General features: G+C 49.9%; 23 protein-coding genes. All 23 read left to right on the top strand.

From position 1 onward, the window contains the following. Positions 1-2,475 carry a virulence-associated E family protein gene (locus tag DG046_RS01900; RefSeq protein WP_108830911.1) on the top strand — a complete coding sequence of 825 codons (2,475 nt, stop codon included), beginning with the start codon at positions 1-3 and terminating at the stop codon, positions 2,473-2,475. Between the two features lie 663 nt (positions 2,476-3,138). After that, complete coding sequence (locus DG046_RS01890) at positions 3,139-4,506, top strand: DEAD/DEAH box helicase (protein ID WP_108830909.1); 1,368 nt, start codon at positions 3,139-3,141, stop codon at positions 4,504-4,506. Position 4,507: 1 nt separating this feature from the next. Then, on the top strand, positions 4,508-4,768 hold the full coding sequence (locus DG046_RS01885; protein ID WP_108830908.1) for a DUF3310 domain-containing protein: 261 nt from the start codon (positions 4,508-4,510) through the stop codon (positions 4,766-4,768). Continuing rightward, the gene (locus DG046_RS01880; RefSeq protein WP_108830907.1) at positions 4,749-5,159 is read left to right on the top strand and encodes a hypothetical protein; all 411 of its coding nucleotides are present in this window, start codon (positions 4,749-4,751) and stop codon (positions 5,157-5,159) included. The genes DG046_RS01885 and DG046_RS01880 overlap by 20 nt, the downstream gene beginning before the upstream one ends. A 1,004-nt stretch (positions 5,160-6,163) precedes the next feature. Continuing rightward, the gene (locus DG046_RS01870; protein ID WP_108830905.1) at positions 6,164-6,640 is read left to right on the top strand and encodes a phage terminase small subunit P27 family; all 477 of its coding nucleotides are present in this window, start codon (positions 6,164-6,166) and stop codon (positions 6,638-6,640) included. A 1-nt stretch (position 6,641) separates the two neighbouring features. Then, the gene (locus tag DG046_RS01865; protein WP_108830904.1) at positions 6,642-8,375 is read left to right on the top strand and encodes a terminase large subunit; all 1,734 of its coding nucleotides are present in this window, start codon (positions 6,642-6,644) and stop codon (positions 8,373-8,375) included. Next, complete coding sequence (locus DG046_RS01860) at positions 8,375-9,613, top strand: phage portal protein (RefSeq protein WP_108830903.1); 1,239 nt, start codon at positions 8,375-8,377, stop codon at positions 9,611-9,613. The genes DG046_RS01865 and DG046_RS01860 overlap by 1 nt, the downstream gene beginning before the upstream one ends. Further along, positions 9,606-10,274 (top strand): head maturation protease, ClpP-related, encoded by a 669-nt coding sequence (locus tag DG046_RS01855; protein ID WP_159082029.1) that lies wholly within the window; start codon positions 9,606-9,608, stop codon positions 10,272-10,274. Before DG046_RS01860 ends, DG046_RS01855 begins: the two co-directional genes overlap by 8 nt. Before the next feature lie 9 nt (positions 10,275-10,283). Continuing rightward, positions 10,284-11,426, top strand: coding sequence for a phage major capsid protein (locus tag DG046_RS01850; protein WP_108830901.1), 1,143 nt, complete (start codon positions 10,284-10,286; stop codon positions 11,424-11,426). 7 nt (positions 11,427-11,433) lie between these two features. Next, the gene (locus DG046_RS01845) at positions 11,434-11,745 is read left to right on the top strand and encodes a head-tail connector protein (RefSeq protein ID WP_108830900.1); all 312 of its coding nucleotides are present in this window, start codon (positions 11,434-11,436) and stop codon (positions 11,743-11,745) included. Beyond that, positions 11,705-12,028, top strand: coding sequence for a head-tail adaptor protein (locus DG046_RS01840; protein ID WP_159082028.1), 324 nt, complete (start codon positions 11,705-11,707; stop codon positions 12,026-12,028). Before DG046_RS01845 ends, DG046_RS01840 begins: the two co-directional genes overlap by 41 nt. Then, the gene (locus tag DG046_RS01835; protein ID WP_108830898.1) at positions 12,016-12,432 is read left to right on the top strand and encodes an HK97 gp10 family phage protein; all 417 of its coding nucleotides are present in this window, start codon (positions 12,016-12,018) and stop codon (positions 12,430-12,432) included. The genes DG046_RS01840 and DG046_RS01835 overlap by 13 nt, the downstream gene beginning before the upstream one ends. Then, positions 12,425-12,880 carry a phage tail terminator family protein gene (locus tag DG046_RS01830; protein WP_108830897.1) on the top strand — a complete coding sequence of 152 codons (456 nt, stop codon included), beginning with the start codon at positions 12,425-12,427 and terminating at the stop codon, positions 12,878-12,880. Before DG046_RS01835 ends, DG046_RS01830 begins: the two co-directional genes overlap by 8 nt. A 2-nt stretch (positions 12,881-12,882) precedes the next feature. Next, positions 12,883-13,995, top strand: coding sequence for a phage tail sheath C-terminal domain-containing protein (locus tag DG046_RS01825; RefSeq protein ID WP_108830896.1), 1,113 nt, complete (start codon positions 12,883-12,885; stop codon positions 13,993-13,995). A 10-nt stretch (positions 13,996-14,005) separates the two neighbouring features. Beyond that, positions 14,006-14,449, top strand: a complete 444-nt coding sequence (locus DG046_RS01820) for a phage tail tube protein (protein ID WP_108830895.1) — start codon at positions 14,006-14,008, stop codon at positions 14,447-14,449. A 13-nt stretch (positions 14,450-14,462) separates the two neighbouring features. Continuing rightward, entirely contained in the window at positions 14,463-14,882 is a 420-nt protein-coding gene (locus DG046_RS01815; RefSeq protein ID WP_108830894.1) for a phage tail assembly chaperone, read from the top strand. A 23-nt stretch (positions 14,883-14,905) separates the two neighbouring features. Then, positions 14,906-15,061: a hypothetical protein gene (locus DG046_RS09600; protein ID WP_159082027.1), complete on the top strand. Its 156-nt coding sequence runs from the start codon at positions 14,906-14,908 to the stop codon at positions 15,059-15,061. A 3-nt stretch (positions 15,062-15,064) separates the two neighbouring features. Further along, positions 15,065-17,320 carry a phage tail tape measure protein gene (locus DG046_RS01810; protein WP_108830893.1) on the top strand — a complete coding sequence of 752 codons (2,256 nt, stop codon included), beginning with the start codon at positions 15,065-15,067 and terminating at the stop codon, positions 17,318-17,320. 104 nt (positions 17,321-17,424) lie between these two features. Further along, positions 17,425-18,444: a M23 family metallopeptidase gene (locus tag DG046_RS01805; protein WP_199909560.1), complete on the top strand. Its 1,020-nt coding sequence runs from the start codon at positions 17,425-17,427 to the stop codon at positions 18,442-18,444. Positions 18,445-18,453: 9 nt separating this feature from the next. Next, a complete protein-coding gene (locus tag DG046_RS01800; protein WP_108830891.1) occupies positions 18,454-19,494 on the top strand; it encodes a 3D domain-containing protein in 1,041 nt (346 codons plus the stop codon). Positions 19,495-19,499: 5 nt separating this feature from the next. Beyond that, positions 19,500-20,879, top strand: a complete 1,380-nt coding sequence (locus tag DG046_RS01795; protein ID WP_108830890.1) for an XkdQ/YqbQ family protein — start codon at positions 19,500-19,502, stop codon at positions 20,877-20,879. A gap of 10 nt (positions 20,880-20,889) precedes the next feature. Beyond that, the gene (locus tag DG046_RS01790) at positions 20,890-21,276 is read left to right on the top strand and encodes a DUF2577 family protein (RefSeq protein WP_159082026.1); all 387 of its coding nucleotides are present in this window, start codon (positions 20,890-20,892) and stop codon (positions 21,274-21,276) included. Next, the gene (locus DG046_RS01785) at positions 21,276-21,728 is read left to right on the top strand and encodes a DUF2634 domain-containing protein (protein WP_108830888.1); all 453 of its coding nucleotides are present in this window, start codon (positions 21,276-21,278) and stop codon (positions 21,726-21,728) included. Before DG046_RS01790 ends, DG046_RS01785 begins: the two co-directional genes overlap by 1 nt. Positions 21,729-21,731 lie beyond the last annotated feature (3 nt).

Below are 21,731 nucleotides of genomic sequence, written 5' to 3'. Positions count from 1 at the left end.
ATGCGATACAACAGGAAAATTACTATATCGGTAGGGGCCGGCCGAAAGTCCGTCAACTGGCAAAGGCAGGGATTGAATTACTCCGATTTCGTGTATCGGCTGGAGAAGCCTGTCCGTTCGGAAGAAACGTTGGAGGAGTACCTTAAGCTCTCTAAAGCGACACAAGATGAGCTCAAAGACGTGGGCGGCTTTGTGGGCGGGGCGTTGAAAGGTGTTCGGCGTAAGGCGAGCAATGTATTAAGTCGGGATCTGATCACTTTGGATTTTGACAATATCCCCACCGGGGAGACGGAATCGGTGATTAAGAAGGTCATGACCTTAGGATGTGGCTACGTTATTTACTCCACCCGTAAGCACGCCCCCTACCGCCCCAGACTACGCATTATTTTGCCATTGGATCGGTCGGTAACGGCGGATGAGTACGAGCCGATCGCTCGGTATGCCGCTAAGCAGATCGGGATTGAAATGGCCGACCCGACGACGTTTGAGCCTTCTCGGCTTATGTTTTGGCCATCATGTTCCAGTGACTCCCAATACGTCTATACCTACGAAGACAAGCCTTTTTTATCGGCTGACGGGGTATTGGCCATCTATGCGGATTGGCGAGACATTGCCTCATGGCCACAAGTGCCGGGGGTGGATGTCGGCCATCGAAAAGACCTAACCAAACAGCAAGACCCGACGACGAAGACGGGCCTTATCGGGGCCTTTTGTCGAGCCTATGACGTTTACGAGGCCATGGAGACTTTTATCCCCAAGGCCTATGACCCGACTGCCGACCAAAATCGCTACACGTATCTGCAGGGGTCCACGACGGGCGGGGCCATTATCTACGAGGGTGGGAAATTTTTATTTTCCCACCATGCCACAGACCCTTGCGGTGGCCAATTAGTCAATGCTTGGGACCTGGTAAGGCTCCACAAGTTTTCCGATCTGGACGAGGAGGCAGCCGAGGGGACGCCGGTGGCGACGTTACCATCGACCATGGCCATGAAGGACTTGGCCCGGTCCGACGACAAGGTCATTGGCCTTTTAAACCGGGAGCGGCAAGAAGCGGCGGAAAATTATTTCGAAGTCTTGGGTCAAGAGAGTCCGCAATCAAATCCGGACATGGTATGCCCGGATGATACGGATGACGAATGGATGAAAAATTTGACCGCCGATGCCAGGGGAAATTATGAAAAGACGATCGCCAACATCGCCTTGATTTTGGACCACGATCCAAATTTTAAGGACCGGATTTATCTCGATGAGTTCGCCAATAGGGGGATGGTCACCCTTCCCTTGCCTTGGGAAGCGGGGGAGGGGGCGCGGATGTGGACGGATACGGATGACGCCCAATTGGCTTTAAGGTTGGAAAAGGTCTATGGGATTACCGGGGATAGGAAGATCGAGACGGCGCTTAAGGTGGTGGCCTTTAACCACCGTCGCAACGAGGTGAAGGAGTACCTAACAAGCCTTAATTGGGACGGAGAGGAAAGGATCGATTCGCTCCTGCGAGACTACCTTGGGGCGGAAGAATCGATTTATACGTCGGAGATTATGCGCAAGGCTTTAATCGCGGCGATCTCCAGGGCCCTATCTACCAAGGGCGTTAAGTTTGACTATATGGTGGTCTTTTCAGGGCCTCAAGGGATTGGGAAGTCCACGTTCCTTGCCAAGCTGGGCGGTGAGTGGTTTAGCGACAGTTTGTATAGCTTTGAAGGGAAAGAAGCCGCCGAGCTCATTCAAGGAACACTCATCAATGAAGTGGGGGAATTGTCGGCCATGACAAAATCCGAAACGGAGACGGTGAAACAGTTCTTGTCAAAAACCCACGACATTTACCGGGAGGCTTATGGCCGCCGAACGAATAAGTACCCTCGACGATGTGTTTTCTTCGGATCGACAAACTCGGAATCGTTTCTCAGAGATGCCACGGGCTCTCGGCGGTTTTGGCCTGTTCGTGTGGGTGAACTAAGGCCTAATAAGGATATTTTTGAGGACTTGGACAAGGAAATAGACCAGATATGGGCGGAAGCCTACAGCTATTACATCTTGGGTGAACGGCTGATTTTATCACCTGAGGCCAACGAAATTGCGGAGCGTATGCAGGAAAATTACCGCGACGTCGATCCGAAAGAGGGTACGGTTGCGGAGTTTTTAAAGCGAAAGATCCCTGAAAATTGGTACGATATGGAGCCGAGAGACCAACGGGCCTTTATGGCGGGAAACTTTAAGGTGCCGGATGATGTGGTTCTTGTAGAAAGAGACAAGGTGTGTATTGCGGAAGTATGGCAGGTGTGCTTCGGCGGGGATGTTAAGTATTTAAATCGCCGAGACTCGAATGAATTAACCAATATCATGACCGGATTACCGGGCTGGACGCGGAATAAAAATCCAAGGTTTTATGGAAGATATGGCCGACAAAAGGGTTTTGAGAAGGCGAAAATTATCAATATCGACAGTCAACGAAAAAAGCGTGACAATCAGTAAATAAAATATTGATTGTCGGGAAAAACCAGTAAAATACAGGGATTGAACCACTCTGACAACCAGAAATTCTAAAAAGTGAGAAACTTTTTAAAATATAGGATTTATAGAATTTCCATGACAACCAGCAAGTAAATATTGATTGTCATGAGGACTAATCGCTGGTTGTCATAAAACCCGTCATGACAACCAGCGAAAAAATGTTAGTTGTCGGAAAAAGCCAGTGGTAGACAGGGATTGAGGGGTATTGACAATCAATATTTACTTTTTCTAATAGAGTTAAAAAATATAGAAAATATAGACTGTACGCGCGTTTATAAAGTCTAGAATTTCTATATTTACAGGACTAACGGGAAAAATGAAATTCTGGTTGTCACGGATGCCGCAGAAAGGAAAAGATAGGCGTGCTGGAAAAGAACATCGAAAAGCATCTAAATGATAATGTGAAAAAATTAGGTGGGCGATGCTATAAATTTACCTCACCCGGAAATGCAGGGGTGCCGGATCGGCTGGTTCTACTTCCCGGTGGAGTGATTTACTTTGTGGAGCTGAAGACGAAGTACAAAAAACCGCGGCCACTCCAAAAGTCACAAATTCGAAAGCTGGAAATGTTAGGGCAGGATGTACGTGTCCTTTGTGGTCTGGATGACGTAAAGGAGTTTGTAGATGAAATTACACGATTACCAGAAGTATTGTGTCGAAAGGATTCTTGATACAGACAATCTTGGCCTTTTCTTGGACATGGGCTTGGGCAAGACGTTAATCACGTTAACCGCCATTAAGGAGCTAATCTACAACCGCTTTTCCGTGGGCAAGGTTTTGGTCATTGCTCCCAAAAAAGTAGCCGAGGCCACTTGGCAGAACGAGATTGAGAAATGGCCGGAGCTTGGACTTCTTCGAACATCTACCGTGTTGGGAACGGAAAAGCAGAGGGTCAAGGCTTTGAATACGCCGGCAGATATTTATATCATCAATCGGGATAATGTGGTGTGGCTGGTGGAGTTATACCAAAACGCGTGGCCCTTTGACATGGTGGTCTGTGACGAGTTTTCCAGTTTCAAGAATCATCAGGCCAAGCGGTTTAAAGCTTTAGCCTCCATCAAGCCCCACATCAAACGACTGGTGGGCTTAACGGGTACCCCAAGCCCCAATGGGTTGCTGGATCTTTGGGCACAGGTCTACCTACTGGATGGGGGTAAGCGATTGAGTCCGTCGTTTTACAGTTTCCGTAACTCTTATTTTGAGGGGGACTACATGGGCTACAACTACAAGGCGAGGGATTTTAGCCGGGAAGAAATCACCCGGAAAATCTCCGATATCTGTATCTCCATGAAAGCCGACGATTACTTGGAGCTACCGGAGTGCACCGACAACATTATTCCCGTCGTGTTAAGTCCTAAAGCGGAGAAGGCTTATTTACAAATGGAGCGGGAGGCGGTTTTGGAGTTGGAAGATGCGGAAGACATTGACGCCACTTCGGCGGCAGCGTTATCGACGAAGCTCTTACAATTGGCCAATGGTGCCGTCTATGATGAGGATAAAAAGTATCACGAGATTCATGATTGCAAGATTGAGGCATTCATGGAGACCCTGGAGCAACTACAAGGAAAAAACGTTCTGGTCTTTTATAACTTTAAACATGATCTGGCCCGCTTGACCCAAGCTCTTGAGAAGAAGAAGATCAACTTCCGAAAGCTGGAGACGAAGGAGGATCAAAAGGACTGGAACGAAGGAAAGATCAACGTTCTTTTAACCCATCCCGCATCCAGTGCCTATGGGCTAAATCTGCAAGAAGGCGGAAACCACGTCATTTGGTTCGGTTTAACGTGGAACTATGAGCTTTACACCCAAGCCAATAAAAGGTTGCACCGGCAAGGGCAAAAGGAAAAAGTCATTATCCACCATCTGGTGACGGAAGATACGCGGGATGAGGACGTGATGGCAGCGTTGGAGAAGAAAGAGGACGTTCAAAATTACGTTTTGGAGAGTTTGAAGGCCCGTATTCAGCGTGTACGGGCAGAGATTGGAGGATGAGATGGAGCGAGAAGCTAAATATGATTCTGTATCGCGGCCGCAGCATTATTGCATTGAGGGCTTGGAGCAGGAAAGCATTGATGTGATTAAAGCGGTCGTGGAGCATAACTGTGTGGCGCCGTGGGCGGCGGTGCTTTTAAAAGACACGCTGAAATATCTTTTCCGCTTCGGGCGGAAGAACGGATTGGAGGATCTTTTAAAAGCTAAGCAGTATCTCGAGTGGCTGATTGAGGAGTATGGCGATGACCAAGGAAGAGCTTAAGTCGATCTTGTATCTGGATCAGCTGATCAATTCAAAACTTCGGCAGTTGGATCAGCTAAAAGCTTATCGTGCAAGACTGCCTGCCGGAAGTAGTGATACGGGTCCGGTGCAGTCGGGTGTGTCGGATCCGACGGCGAGCCTGGCGACGAAGATTACGGACCTCGATCGTTCGATTAATGATGAAATAGACAAATTAGTAGAGCTAAAAGAATCGGCGCGTGTGTTGTTTTGTAGACTAGACTGTGATCTGCGACTTAAGTTGATTATGGAACTCCGCTACCTCGAATGCCTTGATTGGCGCGGCGTGGCGGCAAGGTCCGGATATAATCCGCGCCATGTCTATAAGCTGCATGGTCGGGCTTTGGAGATTCTTTTTAAAGATGGCACATAATGGCACATAATGGCAGTCGCATGTGTGATACTATGTTATCAGTGAATAGTAGGTCGTCCGCGCGGGCGGCCTTTTTGTTTGACGGCGATCGGCGAATGTGTGTTATTGGTTTTACTTTTTATTGCAACTTTGTGGGCTGATCGCGGGGCGCGGTACACAGTGCTTTATTTAGGCGCGCGGGGCGGGACTATTGCTGTGTTACATAGGACCTGAGCATGTCCTTAAAAGGCTAATGACGCACGGGTAGCTTTCATCACAAACGATAAGACTACAGATCTCCTTTCAAATACACATACTGGTTTGCCTCCTTGGTTCCATTGCCCGTGCGTATTGTCCGAGTGTTGGTGTGGCGGGTTCGATTCCCGTGACTCGGTAAGGGGGGAGTATGTGCTAAAGAAGTTGTGTAAGTGTGGGGCGGTAATCCCCGCCAGGAAATCTGTATGCGATCGTTGCTCTAGTAAGTATCAGCGCACGTATGATAGATATCATCGCAAGCGTGCAGATTATTACAAGGACAGACGATGGACGGCTGTGCGGTCTTTGGTGTGTGACAGGGCGATGGGAATCGATCTGTATCAGTTGTATAAGTACAATCGACTGGTGCAAGGTAGACTTGCGCATCACATACAACCGTTGGAAGATGCACCGTCGCTAGCTTACGACCTGGATAATCTTATTTGGTTGAGTGATGCGAGCCATCATGAGATACACGCCTTGTATGACTCCGGAAAGAAAGAGGAAACGATGGGGTACCTCCGCAAGATCAAAAAAATTTTTGCGGGGGAGGATTGAAAAGTTTTTGCCATTTTCCTGGCGACCAGCGCCCGAGAAATCCTGCGAGAAAATGCCAATAACCGGGATTTCCGGTACACATATTTTTTATAGCGCCTTAGCGGGTGCTCTTTTTATGCCGTCATGTTGAGTGAAGGTAGAAAAGACAAAAAAGCAGAAAAACCAAAAAGCAAAAAGAAGAAAAGCAGAAAAAGCAAAGAAGGGAGGTAAGTATGGCGAGACCACGTAAAAGTATTGCCGTTTCCACGGGGAAAATCGGAAAAGAAAAAATCGAAGAGCGGAAAAAGCAAGAGAGCCGATTAAAGGTGGATCGCTCCGGCTTAAAGCCTCCCTCTTGGCTTACACTTCCGGCGGCGGAAGAGTTTCGCCGGGTCGTCAGTGAGTGCGAGAAGATCGATCTGCTGGATAACTTGGATCTTGGGATCGTGGCCATCTACTGCGACGCCTACGCCCATTACGTGGAGGCATCTCAGATGCTACAGAAATGTGGGCTATTAGATACGCGAGAAAACAAGCATGAACAGTACTACACGGTGCATCCCCTGGTCAATGTACAGGAGAAGTACGCCAAGATGATCATGCAGTGCTCGGCAAAATTAGGTTTGGCTACGTCGGACAGATTGAAGCTGATTATCCCGAAAGAAGAAGAGGAAAGTACGAACAAGTATCTTCGCTATTTAGGTGGGTAGTATGGCGGATCGTACGACAGCCTATGCGAAGAAAGTGGTAAATGGGGAAATCCTGAAAGGTAGAACCGAATACCTGTGCTGTAAACGGCATCTGGAAGACATGAAGCGCAAGAATTTCGACTACATTTTCGACGTGGAGATGGCGGAAAGGGCCATCGATATCGCTAATGAGCTGACGATTTTAGAGGGAACTGAGCCCGTAAAGCTTAAGACCAGGGGCTTTCAGAACTTCATTATCGGATCGCTTCACGGCTGGAGAAGAAAATACTCGGATAAACTACGCTTTCGTGAAGCTTACGTGCAGATGGCGAGACAAAACGGAAAGTCTTTTTTATCCGGAACGGAGATAAACAACTGGGCCACCTTCTCAGGCTACGTGAAGGGGCGTATTTTTTGCGCTGCAACGAAGCAAGACCAAGCGAATATCGTCTGGGACGAGGTGGAGAAGTTTATCCTGGCCGATTCATGCCTTTCCGAGCTCTATCGAATACGACGCCACGATCGAACGATCACTTCCCACGTTACCGGGACGGAAATTAAGTCCCTTGGGCGCGATACGAAATCGGTGGACGGTTTCAGATCCATTCTAAGCGTCATCGATGAGTACCACGCACATCCGACAAATCAAATGTACAAGCTACTACTGGACGGCCAGATCAGCGTTAACACAAAGGGCAATGCCTTGACTCTCGCCATTACCACGGCGGGCTTCAATCTAAACGGGCCCTGTTATGAGCAGTATAAGTTTGCAAAACAGATACTGGACGGCGTCGTCGATAAGGATTCGCTCTTTATTTACATCGCGGAGATGGATCCGGAAGACGATATCTGGGACTACAAAAACTGGGCGAAGGCCAATCCGCTGCTGTTATGGACGGAAGATGACGAATACAACATGGACGCCGTGAAAACCTTGAGTGAGAAGGCCATCGATGCGCAGGCGAAGGGCGGGGAAGATCTCAATAACTTCCTGACCAAGTCGCTGAATACATGGGTGGAATACACTCGCGATGATTTTGTAGACTTGGGGGCCTTAAAGGCTTGCGAATCGGATATGACACTCGAAGACATGATCGGAAAGAGCTTTTACCTCGGCATCGACCTTTCCAGCGGCGGTGACCTGACATCCATTGCCCTCGTCTTTCCCGTGGGCGAGCTCTTTTATGTCCACTCTCAATCCTTTATGCCTTTTTTAAGGCTGGAGGAACACGAAAAAACGGATAAAGCGCCCTATCGCATATGGGAAAAACAAGGACAGCTGATCTTAACGGACGGCGGCTTCGGACTGAAGACAGATTACAAGTACATCATCCAGTACTTGAAAGAGCTTATAGACGACTACAATCTGACCTGTTTGGCTTGCGGCTACGACCCGCACAATGCCGGGGCGTTTATTTCGGACTTAGATTTCTTGGGATGCGACCTGATTGAGATCGGACAGTCTGCCAGAAGCCTGAATGACGCCACCGTGGACCTACGGCTCGCCGTGGAGTCCGGACAAATGGTCTACAGCAAGGATGCGGACCTTTTGAGATGGTCTTTCGCTAACGCAAAGACGACGCAAAACAGCTTTGGAGAAATCAAGCTCTATAAAGAGCAATCCGGGGATCGCATCGACCCGGTGGACGCTTTGGTGGATGCCTGGAAGTTGGCGTTTATCAACAAAGACACGATTAAGTACGATGCCGACAAAGACTTTGACGAATGGTTCGACATTATGAAAGGGGGTGAGTGATGGGACTGTGGAATAGAGTGAAAAACGCCTTCAGCTGGTCCAATAGCGAGACGGAAAGCCACTGGAAGACTATAAAGACGTCCGACGGTTGGAGTTTTACATCGTCGTCATCCTACGACGCTTCGGAAGTGACCTACTACATTTGCATGAAGATACTGGCTGAGTCGGTGGCGAAGCTATCGCTCCATCTCAAAGATAAAGACAGCCAGAAGATTTACGGGAAGGATGTCAATCGTCTTCTCCAGGTGCGACCGAATGCTTATATGTCACCGACGGACTTCAAAATGCTCATGGAGTACAACCGGAACCACTTCGGAAACGCCTACGCCTACATTGAAACGGATCGAAATGGAAGACGAATCGGCCTGCATCCACTGGATCCGACGAGGATGCGCATCCTTGTAGACGATGCAAATATCCTGAAAGCGGAAAAAGGCTATCTGTACATTTACCATTACGGCGGAAAGAAATACAAGTTTAGTGACAAGGACATTATCCACTTGAAAGGCGGACTTTCGAAGACGGGGATCTCCGGGAAATCCGTCCTGGAAGAGCTCGGAAGTACGATCGAAGGGGCGCAGGAGTCTCAGCGATACCTAAATGATCTTTATCGCAGGGGTTTAACGGCGAATGCTGTGATTCAGTACACCGGCGATCTCTCCGATGAAAAGAAAAAGAAGCTGGTAAGCACGATTACAGAGTTCGCCCGAAGCGAAGACTCCGGAAACATCGTGCCGATTCCCTTCGGCATGGACTTGAAGCCCTTGGATATTAAGCTTACCGATGCACAATTTTTCGAATTGAAGAAGTTCAATGCCTTGCAGATTGCGGCGGCCTTTGGAGTGAAGCCGAACCATCTAAACAACTACGACAAATCGTCTTATGCCAATAGCGAGATGCAGAATCTGACGTTTTACATCGACACGCTGCTTGTCATCTTGCGGAAGTGGGAAGAGGAGCTGGACTATAAACTTTTATACGCCGATGAAACGGCGGAAGGTATGCACACGGAGTTCAATGTTTCGACGATCCTACGGGGGGACCTTAAGTCACAGGCCGAAGCCCTTAACACCTATGTGACGGGATCGATTTATACGACCAACGAAGCGAGAGCCTACCTCGGACTACCTGCTATCGACGGCGGCGATGCGATCCTCGTCAATGGCAGCTACGTAGGACTCGACCGATTGGGGGCGGCCTACGAATCTACGGAAAAAGGGGGTGATGGAAATGATTAGAGTAAAAAATGAAGGTGGAAGAACCAGTATCTATGTCTCCGGCGATATCGTCGACGACTGCTGGCACTTTGCAAAAGACTTTATGCCTGAAGACGTGTCTACTTATCCCGAGGATATCCGGTCGATATTGGATGACGTGACGGGACCCGTCGATGTGTATATCTCTTCCGGCGGTGGCGATTTATTTGCCGGCATGGCCATCAGCAATATGTTGGCTCGATATGACGGCCCGACAAAAGCGATTGTCGACGGCTTGGCGGCATCGGCGGCTTCGCTCATCGCCTTTGGATGCGACGAGATCGAGATCCCGTCGAACGCGTACCTCATGATCCATAAGCCTTTGGTCACCGTTTGCGGCAATGCCGACGATCTACTCGATTGGGCGACGACGCTGGACAGTTTACAGGAAGGCCTTGTAGAGACCTACGCCAGACATACAAAAGGCATCGGGAACGATGAGATCAATCAAATGATCGACGCAGAAACATGGCTGACGGGGAAAAAAGCTGCGGAGTACTTTAATATCAAGGTAACCGGAGAAGAGACCATCCCTCAAAATGTGGGGAATTGCGTATTTAACTACACGAAGACACCGGAAGTGTTTAAGAAAAACGAAAACAGTAAGTTAGATGAAATCAATGCGACATTGGAACTGTATTAGGAGGTAGAAATGAAAAAATCCACTCAGATTTTAGCGGCTATCGCTGCTATGCGTGAAGAAATTACAAATTTACGCGATGAAAACAAGATCGACGAAGCCCATGCCAAGCTGCAGGAGCTCAAAAATCTCAACTCCGAGCTGGAAGTTGAACTCGCTCTCGAAGAAGAGGAGGAAAAAGCATTGGAACTTAACGGCTCTCAAGCCCAAGCGGTGGAAGATATCGACGAAAACGTCATCTTCAACAAACAGCTTACCGGCAAGCGCCTGACCGCCTCAGAAATGACACACGTTAAAAACACCCCCGGTGCGCCCGGACAAATTGAACACGACGAAGAACGCGGCGGCGTGCTCGTCCCGGAAGAACAATCTCTGCAAATCGAAGAATTTAAGCGTGCAGACGTATCTCTGAAATCGTTAGTTAATGTGATTTCCGTTCAAACCTTCAAGGGTAAATTCCCGATGGCTACAGACCAAAAAGGTGAATTGATTCCCTTCGAAGAGTTGACCGAACTCGAACAAACCGACGTGAAATTCAAGTCTTTAAGCTGGGAAGTCAAGGACTACGGCGTCATTATTCCCTTGTCTAATACATTCTTAGAAGATGTGCGCATCAACATCATCGATTACATCGGCAAACAATTTGCGAAAATGGCCGTCAATACGGAAAATCGCCTGATCCTTGAAGCGCTGAAGGCCATGACAACCGGAAAGAAAAAGACCGGTAAAGGCGTAGACGATTTGAAAACCGTTATGAACGTGGATCTGGACCCCGCCATCGCCCAAAACGCCAAGATTATCACCAATCAAAGCGGCTTTGACTACCTGGATAAGCTGAAAGACGCTCAGGGCAACTACGTGTTGCAGCCCGTCGTCGGCGACGCTACACGAAAAGCCCTCGTAGGCCGCGAGGTTGTCGTCGTACCCGACGCATTGCTTTCCGCTGCAAAAGGCGCGCTGCCCTTCTATGTGGGCGACCTGTCTCAAGGCATCAACTTCTTCGACCGCAAGGGCTATGAAATCGCCGTATCCGATCAAGCGGGCTTCACGAAGAACGCAACACTTTTACGCTGCATCGAACGCTTCGGTGTCTACGAATTTGACGCGGAAGCCGTGAAGTATGTAGAAATCACGCCCGAAACTCCGGCGGCATAGGTAGATCATGATCGACCTCGATAAGGCGAAGACCTATCTGCGCGTGGAGTACGACAATGATGACGACTACATCAAAGAGCTCATCGAGGTTGCATATACCTACATCCGCGAAGGGATTACGGGATATGACACGAAGATCAATCATCCTGCTTTTGAACAAAAAGCGGACATGGTCGCCCGTGCGATCATTCAAAATCTTTACGATGAGCGGTATATGATGGGAAGGCCTTTGGAAATGTCCTATATGATTCGCGCCATGATGCTGCAAATGGAGGTGGGTGACTATGTACAACCCCGGACGCAACAAGACGCGAATTAAGGTCTACTCTCAAGGCGCGGAATACACTGAAAACGAAGTCGGCGAACTGGTGCCGGTGTTAAAACTGAAGTTTGTGGACTGGGCGGAGATTAAAAGACAGTCGGGGAAGGAAGTGCTGGAGCAACGTAAAACCGAGCATCAACTCGGGCGCACTCTGTCCATGCGCTTTCGCCCGGATCTCGCACCGGAAGACCTAATCTATATTGGCGAAGATGAGTATTTGGTGCTGGCTATCCTACCTATGGGGCGCTATATGGAGGTGGTGGTCGAATGGCAAAAATAGTTTTTGACGGAAATTTTTTGTCATTGGGCGATAAACTTGGCGCCATTGAACGGCGAGCCCCAGACAAGATACTGAAGGCAATGGATAAAGAGGGGAACGCTCTACGGCGAGGGCTACGTGACGCCACCCCGAAAGGGGTGACCGGGAAATTAAAGTCCGGTTGGCAGAGTGAACGTGCCCGTAAAGAATACGGGACCTATGTCAAGAAAATACGCAACAAGTCCCCACATTACCATCTGGTGGAACGTGGCCATCGCCTTATAAGCCATCGACCGAAGAAGCTTTTCATCGGCACTGTAAAAGGTCAGCGTTTTGCGGAAAAAGTGATGAACGATTATGAACCGACACTGGATGCACGATATGAAAAAATGATCGATGACATTATGGGTGATATCTTTGGATGAGAACAGAATTACGGGAGTCGATATAAAGCGAAAGCTTACGGCGCTAATTAAAGACAATTTCAAGATCACACCAATGTGGGACGAGGTGAAAGAGGGGTATAAGAAGCCCTCTTTTTTCGTCTACTTTTTGAACTTGCAACGGCTGCCCACGTCAAAAGACAGTGTGATGCACGTCTATCCTGTGGAAGTTCAGTACCAGGGAAGCACCAATCTCGATGCATTGAAAGTCGCAGAACGTTTCGGGCAGCTTATCGGAAACTTTCTTGAGGTAGAGGGGAAGCACTTACAAGTACGTGATTTTTCCGTAAGTATTGACGCAAAAAACGCATGGATCGACTTCGAAATAGAAGTCATGAACACGAAGCCTCGCGCGGAAGCCACAGACAATAAGATGCGCAAACTGCATATGCGCTATGGGGCATCCGGCGATTACGACAAGGAGGATTAATTATGGCGAATTTAGGCCTTCCTTATCTCTCGATCGAGTTTCGGGAGCAAGGGATTGCGCGCATTGAACGAAGCAAACGCTCCGTCGTCGCGCTTGTACTGCAAGATCCGGAAATCTCCGGGCAGTTTCAACTTTACAGTCTTTCGGACATTCCGAAGGGGCTGACCGATAAAAACAAAGCTCAAATCACGCTGGCGTTTATGGGATATGTCCATACGCCGAGAAAAATCGAACTGGTAGTAGAACAATCCGACAATGCGGACAAGCCGAAGTTCGACGTTACGTCGCCCGGATTTGTTTATCTCGAGAGCGTGCGCTGGGACTACCTGGCGGTACCTTTCGCCGATGCGGAAGATACGCTTGAGATCGCAACATGGGTGAAAGCCCTCAACACGACAAAGCGAAAAATGTGCAAATTCGTAGCCGCCAATGTAAAAGGCGACAATAAGAAGATTATCAACTTTACGAATAAGACGATGCGCGATATGACGGGAAAAGAGTACGGCACTGCCGAATATACCTCTCGTATTGCGGGCTTAATCGCCGGCACACCGCCGCAAATTTCCTGCACCTATGCACCTCTTCCGGAGCTGGCTTATGTCGAGCCGATCTCAATGGAAGAAAGAGAAAATCGGGTCAACGCCGGGGAGTTTATCCTCTTCGACGACGGCCGCAAGATCAAGGTACAGAGCGGGAACAACTCCCTCATTACGACCAATGAAATCGAGGGTTCGAGCTTTCGGAAGATCAAGATCGTCGAAATTATGGATTTTATGACCGATGACATTACGACGACGGCGGAAGATAGCTACCTCGGTAAGTATGCGAACACATATAACAACAAGCTTTTACTCTGCTCCGCGATCAAGGGTTATATGGAAGTCCTAGAACAAGACGACTTATTGGCTCGTGGAAGCTCGAAGGTGGAAATCGACGTTGAAGCCACGGCGGCCTACTTGAAATCCATGGGCTATAAGACGCCCGACGGACGAACCGTCGACGAAATGGAAATCTTTGAGATTCGCGAGGCAGATACGAAAGACCACGTCTTTATTAGAGCATGGTGTAAGATCCTAGACGCGATCGAAAAGATCGATATTCGAGTAGAAATTTAGGAGGTGGAATATGCCTTTACAAATTAAAGACTTTGGTGATGAGAAGGTCATCAACGGCACGTATGGATCCATCTGGATCGATGATATTTACATTTGCGCGCTGAAGAAATTCAGTGCGAAGGTAAAGATCGATTACGGCGACGTCACCCGCCCTCGAGATATGTGGGACGGGCGTAAAGCGACGAAATATTCGGGTGAAGGGGAACTTACCACAGAGAAGATCGATTCCCTCGGCCTCGACTTGATGCACGATGCGATCTCGAAGGGTAAAACCCCGATCTGTAAAATCCTCGGAGAATTGGCGGATCCCGACGCCTTCGGCGCGGAGCGTGTAATGTTTAAAAACGTCACCTTCGACGAGATGAACATCTTCGATTTCGAGCACGCCAAGCTTGGCGAAGACAATTTGAAATTTAAGTTCCGCCACTACGAACTATACGACCGAATCCAATAAGGAGGACTGAACCATGGAAAAAAACATTATTGAGCAACTGATGGCGTATGATGCGGGTGATTTAGTTCGCCCGACGAAAGACGTAACGATTAAATTGTTGAAGTTCGGCGGTAAGCCCTTTACCTTCCCTATTACATCCCTCGATACGAAAGTGGCATCTGCGATTCAACAGGATATGTATGATCTGCAGATCAAAAAAGGCGGCATGGATATGCGCCTATTGTTGGCTCCCGCCCGCTTGAAGACCATCGAGCACGGATGCCCGGAAGTATTCCGCTCGAAAGAACTGCAGGAACATTTCGGCGCGCGGTCGGCTCACGAGCTGATCAATTTGTTATTGGAGCTCGGTGAACAGGATTACCTTAAGGGCGAGATCGATGCTTTAACCGGTTTTACTTCGGAGGAAGCGGCGGCTGAAGAAGTAAAAAACTAATAGGGACTCATCCCGATGCGCAGATGGCCTACTGGCTCTATAAGCGCAAGGGATGGAGTCCTTATGACTACTTAAAAAAGCCGTTTGGGGAGAAAATCATTATCCGCGGATTTGTTATGCAAGAAGCGGTAGACCTTAAGGCCGAGGCGGATGCCATAAAAGCGCTGGAGGAGGGCTGATAGATGACGAAAATATACGATGCGATCTTAAAGCTCGACTCCTCGCCCTTTGTGCAAGGCCTGACGCGAGCGACGGATCAACTGAAGGATAGTTACCGGACGATTAATGATGCAGGTAACAGCTTTATGCGGTACGGCCGCAGTTTAGAGTCGACAGGCAAAATGCTGACCGGTGCCATTACTGCCCCGGTAATGGGTGTTGGCGCTGCAGCGCTAAAAGCCGGGAGGTCTTTCACCGATGAGATGAACACGGTGCAGGCCGTATCCGGAGCGACTGGGAAAGACTTTGAAAAGCTTACTGCCCTTGCTCGCAAGATGGGTGCCGAAACGAAGTTTAGCGCGTCGGAATCGGCGGAGGCCCTCAAGTACATGGGCATGGCCGGTTGGGATACTCAACAAATGACGGCAGGCCTGGAGCCGATTCTTAATCTTGCCGTGGCGGCAGGTACGGACCTCGCTACGACGTCGGATATCGTAACCGATGCGCTGACCGCCTTCGGTATGAAAGCTGAAGACACGGCGCACTTTACAGACGTTCTGGCGCAGGCATCAAACTCGGCTAATACGGACGTCGTCGGACTTGGCGAAGCGTTCAAATACGTGGCGCCGGTGGCGGGTTCTCTGGGATACTCTGTTGAAGACGTATCCCTTGCACTGGGTACTATGGCCAACGCCGGTATTAAGGGCGCAAAGGCCGGCCGTGCACTTTCGACGTCGATTATGCGGCTTGGGAGCCCTACAAAGGAAATGTCCGGAGCGCTCAGTCAATTAGGCGTATCGCTGACGGATTCGGAAGGGAAGATGCTACCTTTGAGGACGGTTCTCGAACAGCTTCGAGGAAGCTTCAAAGGGCTGACGGAAGAGCAGCAACTCGCTTTCGCATCCACCATCTTCGGAAAAGATGCGGCGTCCTCTATGCTGCCTATCCTCAATGCCTCGCAGACTGAATGGGACAAGTTGGCGGGCTCCATCGATAACGCCGAAGGGGCAACGAAGCGAATGCGGGACATTATGGAAGACTCCCTCGGCGGCGACTTCGATAAGCTGAAGAGCGCCGCGGAAGGTGCGCTTCTCGATATCTTCGACATCATTGAGCCGACGGTTCGAGACATTATGCAAAAAGTGAGCGGGATGCTCGAAACGTTTCATTCATTGCCCGACGAAAGCAAGGAACGGATCGTCAAATTGGTCCTGGCTCTCGCATCCATCGGTCCAACGCTTATGGTCTTCGGGAAACTGAATAAAGGCATTGGCGGGACGATCTTGAAACTTGCGAGATTTGGGAAGGAACTAGATAGAGCCGGGTCTCTTACAAAGTGGCTGGGCGGCCGACCCATAGGATTGACATTGAAAGCCTTTAAAAAACTTGGAGGGGCCATTGGGCCGAAGCTTATAACGAAGCTCAAGTTCGCTGGCACGCATTTGAAGGGGCTCGTGGGACGCTTCTTCGGTCTTGGGCGCACGCTAGCCGGCCTTATTCCCAAGATCGCTTCGTTTGTCGTCGGGCTAGGCCCCGTAGGTTGGGCGATTATGGCGATCATTTTAATCGTTATCGTGATGATCAAACATTGGGACAAGGTAAAGCTGGCGGTAAAAACCTTTGTCACCAATGCAAAGCAGGCACTAACTGAATTTCACGCGAAAGTTGCTGCCATTGCTACCGCCATTGCTACCGCCATTGCCAACAAGGTGAGATCTACTATTGAACGTATAAAAACCATACTCTATACGATCGTAACCTTCGTGGGCGGGAAGTTGAAAGCGGGATGGGATGCTGCATGGGGCGGATTTAAGCGAATCGTCTCGAATGTGTCGTCATCTATCCAGCGTGTCTTCGGCGGTGCGATCGATAAGATTATCGGCAAGGTAAATGATTTCGTTAATAAGATCAACAGCATAAGCTTGCCGTCGTGGCTTCCGGGCATCGGAGGGGCACACTTGAATATTCCGACGATCCCCGGAAGAGCTATCGGCGATACGAACTGGCAAGGCGGCCTCGTACAGGTTCACGAACGGGGCGGTGAAATCTTAGACTTGCCGCAGGGGTCCCGCATTATGCCCCACGATGCTTCTGTAAGCGAAGCCTACAAGATGGGGCGGGCAAGCAGTAAGCCGACGGTAGTCAATCACTCAGTGACCATACCGAAGTTAGCCGATCAGATCGTCATTCGGGAAGACGCGGACATCGATCGACTCCTAGATAAGATGGAGCGTCGTCTGCGCTTTGCAAAGCTTAATTCTGTGAGGGGGACTGTATGATGGAGGCGTGGCTGACTTACAAAGACGAGCGTATGCGCTTACCGATTACGCCTCTATACGATATCCCTCATCCGATGCAGCATAGTGAAGAGTACCTGCATGAGTTGAGTTCGATTCACTTGATAGGCAAGCGTGGGCTGAGAGAAGCGACTTTTGACAGTTTCTTTCCTGCACAGCCTCATGACTTCGTCGACTTCGGGGACGTCAATTTTGACGATCCCTATTATTATGTTCGAAAGATCGAGGAGTGGGCCCGTACGGGAGATCCGCTTCGGCTGATCCTTACGGAAACGCCCCATAATTTTGAGGTGCTCATCAACGCCTTTAGCGCCGGAGAGCCCGACGGATCGGGCGACGTGGCTTATACCCTCGAACTGAAAGAGTATGTAAGGCTTGAAATAGATGAGTATTCCATACCCATCAAGGAACGCACCGTCGCCGAATGGTACCGGTGGGTGGAACAGGCAAAGATTGAAGCCGGTGTGAAGACGGAGAAGGAGCTCTATGAGACGAAATGGGCGAAGGCTAAAGCGCTGACGGGGGAAGGGGAGAATTACAAAATCCTCGACAAGGCCCTGGCGGCACTTAAAGCGAAGCCCAAGGAAGCGAAAAAGGCTGCGGAGGCGTACAATCGAAAGATTAAACTCCAGCCAATGGCTAAGCCAAATTCTGACGACGGGATGATGGGAAGCGCCGATCCTGCTCTGGCAGGCGGGCCCGTATCTTCAAGTGGCGAAAAAATGATGTGGCCGAGTACCAGTCGAAGCCAAACTTCCGGCTTTGGCCCGAGGCGGCGCCCGACGAAAGGAGCATCGAAAAACCACAAGGGCATCGATATCGGTGCGCCTAAAGGTTCCCCGGCCATGGCCGCCATGTCAGGACGTGTCGTCAAGACTCAGACCGGCTTTAACGGCGGCAGGGGGAACTACATCATCGTCGATCATGGGAACGGAATTCAAACGTTATACCAACACTTAAGCACCATCGAAGTACGCGTCGGCCAAGCCGTAAGGCAAGGTCAGCGTATCGGGGGCGTAGGAAATACAGGCGTGGGAACCGGGGCGCATTTGCATTTTGAAGTGCATCGAAACGGCGTGCCGGTTAATCCCCGCAATTATGTTTAGGAGGGCAATATGGAGACATGGCTTACACTCGATGACGACAGATTGCGCCTACCTATCACGCCGACGTTTAGTGTGCAGTACCGGAACAATAACCAGGAGACATCGACCAACGAAAAAGGTGGTGTCAACCTGGCGGGGAAGCCCGGTCTTCGGGAAGCGTCCTTTGACAGCTTCTTTCCCGCCCAACGATACGACTTCGTGGAATTTGAAGGTGCGGAAGTGGAAGACCCTGATTACTACGTGCGAAAGCTCAAAGAATGGGAAGAGGCGGAAAAGCCGTTAAGGCTGATTATCACAGAGACGCCTTATAACTTCGCCGTCCTCATCACCGGCTTTTCGCCGGCGGAAAAAGACGGAACCGGGGATCGATATTACACGCTGGAGCTAAAAGAGTATGTAGAGACAGAGCGAACAGAATATTCCATCCCTATCGAAAAGCGAACAGTCGCTGAGTGGTACAAGTGGCTGGAAGATGCTAAGCACGAACAGGGAGTAAAAACGGCGAAGGAACTCTATGAGACGAAATGGGCGAAGGCCAAAGCACTGACGGGGGAGGGCGAGAACTACAAGCTCTTGGATAAAGCCCTCGAAGCCCTAAGGGCCGACCCGAAAGAATTAAAAAAGGCGAAGGAAGCCTACAATAAGAAGATCGTACTGCAGCCTAAGGGCACATTCGACAAGCTTTCGGGTGCGACAACGATCGAAGGAAAGCCGGCGAAAGATCTTATCTTATCCGGCAAGGCCAAGCCCATGGTGGTCAATGCTACCGCCTACACCCCGTCACCTAAGGAAAATGGCGGCGGGAATAAGACAGCAAGGGGAAACCCGCTGACGCCGTACAAGTATATCGCTGTGGATCCAAAGGTGATCCCTTACGGAACGAAGGTCTATATCCCCGAATTTAGAGACTCGCCCTTCGGCGGCGTGTTTATCGCCGATGACTGTGGCGGCGCCATTAAAGGGAACAAGATCGACGTGCTCTTACCTAACAAGAAAACGGCATCTAAATTCGGACGCAAGAAAAGCTACACGATTTATATTTTGGACTGATCATTATGCGACTAGTAATTAACACGGAAGACCTTTCGCGGTTTTATACCTCCGCCAGGTGGAGCGGAGAGAAAGGACAAGCCGCAAGAAAGCTGGAATTTGATCTGGTGGTATCCGGAACGGATAAGAACCTTCCGAAGCCGACTGTTCCTGTCGGAGGAAACTGCCTTTTCTTTGACGACGACGGGAAGCAGATCTTTGATGGGGAAATCCTATACAAAGATAAATCCGTCGACTCGAATACTATGAAGGTAACGGCTGTGGATCGTCTCTTTCGAACGAATCAGTCGGAAACCTCTTACACCTTTGAAAACAAACCTATCGAGCAGGTTGCGAGACAAGTCTTCGGTGACTGTGGGCTTCGCTGTGGCACGATTGCACGGGGCGGTACGGTAAATAGAATCTTTGATATTAAAAGCCCCTATGAAATCGTGTTGATCTGCTACAAGATGCAGGAAGAAGCAACTGGCATACCTTACATCATCCGCATGGAGGGTGATGCGGTTGCCATTCGGGAACGCGGAAAGATTGTGGCGAAGTATGAGCTCGACGGCAAGGCGAATCTGCTCAATGCCTCTTACTCGGAATCCGGAGAGAATCTCGTATCGACGGTGAAAATGTTCAACACCAACGGCGACGAGATTGGACGGGTGACAGGCGAAGGCAAGGGCATGACGAAGTTCTACCGGCAAGAAGAAGGCGAAGATCCGGCTACTCGGGCGAAGGGGATCCTGAAGGGCTTGGAACGGGAAGCCAGCGTTCGCGTCCTCGGAGATTATGACCTAATCACTGGCAATGCGGTAATCGTTCATGAGCCTTTTACGGGCTTACAGGGCAAGTTTTATATAGACGGAGATACGCATACCTTCGCCAATAATTACCACGTGACGGAATTAAAGCTCTCCTACGAAAACACCATGGAAGATATCGACACTTCCGAACAGTCCGCCCAAGGAAACGAGAAAGGTGCAGCTGGATCTTTCTCCGCCGGCGACGGCTCGGCGAGGTCCCGTGCCCTGAAGATCGGAGAAAAGCTTATCGGAACGAAGTATCAACGGGGCGGCAACTCGCCAGGCTCAGGTATGGATTGTACGGGCTTCGTGGACTGGTGCTATACGCAGGCGGGGATGAATATTCCGGGCCGCCTCACCTCGGCTGAAGTGCGACGCGATCCGAGTCAATTTAATCTGGTAGAAATCCCTTGGGACCAACGACAGCCGGGGGACGTGCTGTGGCATGAAGGTCACTGCGCACTGCAATACTACGATGGAAAGATTCTGGAGTCGGGCGGCCACAGTAAGAGCGTCATCGGCTACTCAGGTGTGGCAATTACGAAAGGGACTGGCCGGAGATTCAAAAAAGCGTATCGCTACAAAGGAACTTAAGGAGGTATGTATGTCAAAGAATAAAGACGACCCTGCAGCACGGATCGTGGATCTCTTTAACCCGAACAGTGACATGGCGCGTCTCCCCTATATTGAGACGGCCACCGTCATCGCTCCGCCGCCTGAAATGGTGGTGCAGCTTCGGGATATCCAATACAAGAAAGAGCGAATAAAGATAAACGAATACTATACGAAAGGCCATGAGCGGGAGATCGAGATACCTACGGCGCCTATGTCGGGATCGGATTCCCGCGGCGACGGTCACGTGGCGGGCGGCTTTATCCGCGCAAAAATTATATTTAAGGATGATTTGAAGCCGGGGGATAAGGTCGCTGCCGTACAGAGTAAGGATAAGCAGACACTATATGTACTTTATCGGATTAAGGAGTGGTCATAATGGCGAGCTTCTACCCATTTACGGACCCTCAGAAAGTGCGGCCGGAAGACGTCAAGGAAATGCCCATCGCCGAGGAATACGACTACGATATGTCATCCGCCCGCTTTAGACGGGACGGCAGTGGCCACGTCTATAAGGTCTACGGCAACCCTGCCATAAAGATAAAGCTGTGGAAGCTCTTTATGAGTGAGCGTTATCGGTGGGTCGTCTTCCCCTGGTCCTACGGCCATGAACTTGAAACGCTGATCGGGAAGGCCTACACGCAGGGATACATCAACTCCGAAGCGGAGCGGTACACCCGTGAAGCCATCGAGCGTGCGCTGGGCGATTATATTGAGGGTTTATCCGATATAAAGATCGACTTTGACGACGGCCTGCTAACTATATCCTTCGTCGCTAAGACCATATACGGCACTCTCGAAGTGCCGGGCATGCCTATAGGAAGGTGGTGAGAA

Source organism: Aedoeadaptatus coli (assembly GCF_900343085.1).
Taxonomy (GTDB): domain Bacteria; phylum Bacillota; class Clostridia; order Tissierellales; family Peptoniphilaceae; genus Aedoeadaptatus; species Aedoeadaptatus coli.
This window is presented reverse-complemented; position numbering and strand designations above follow the sequence as displayed.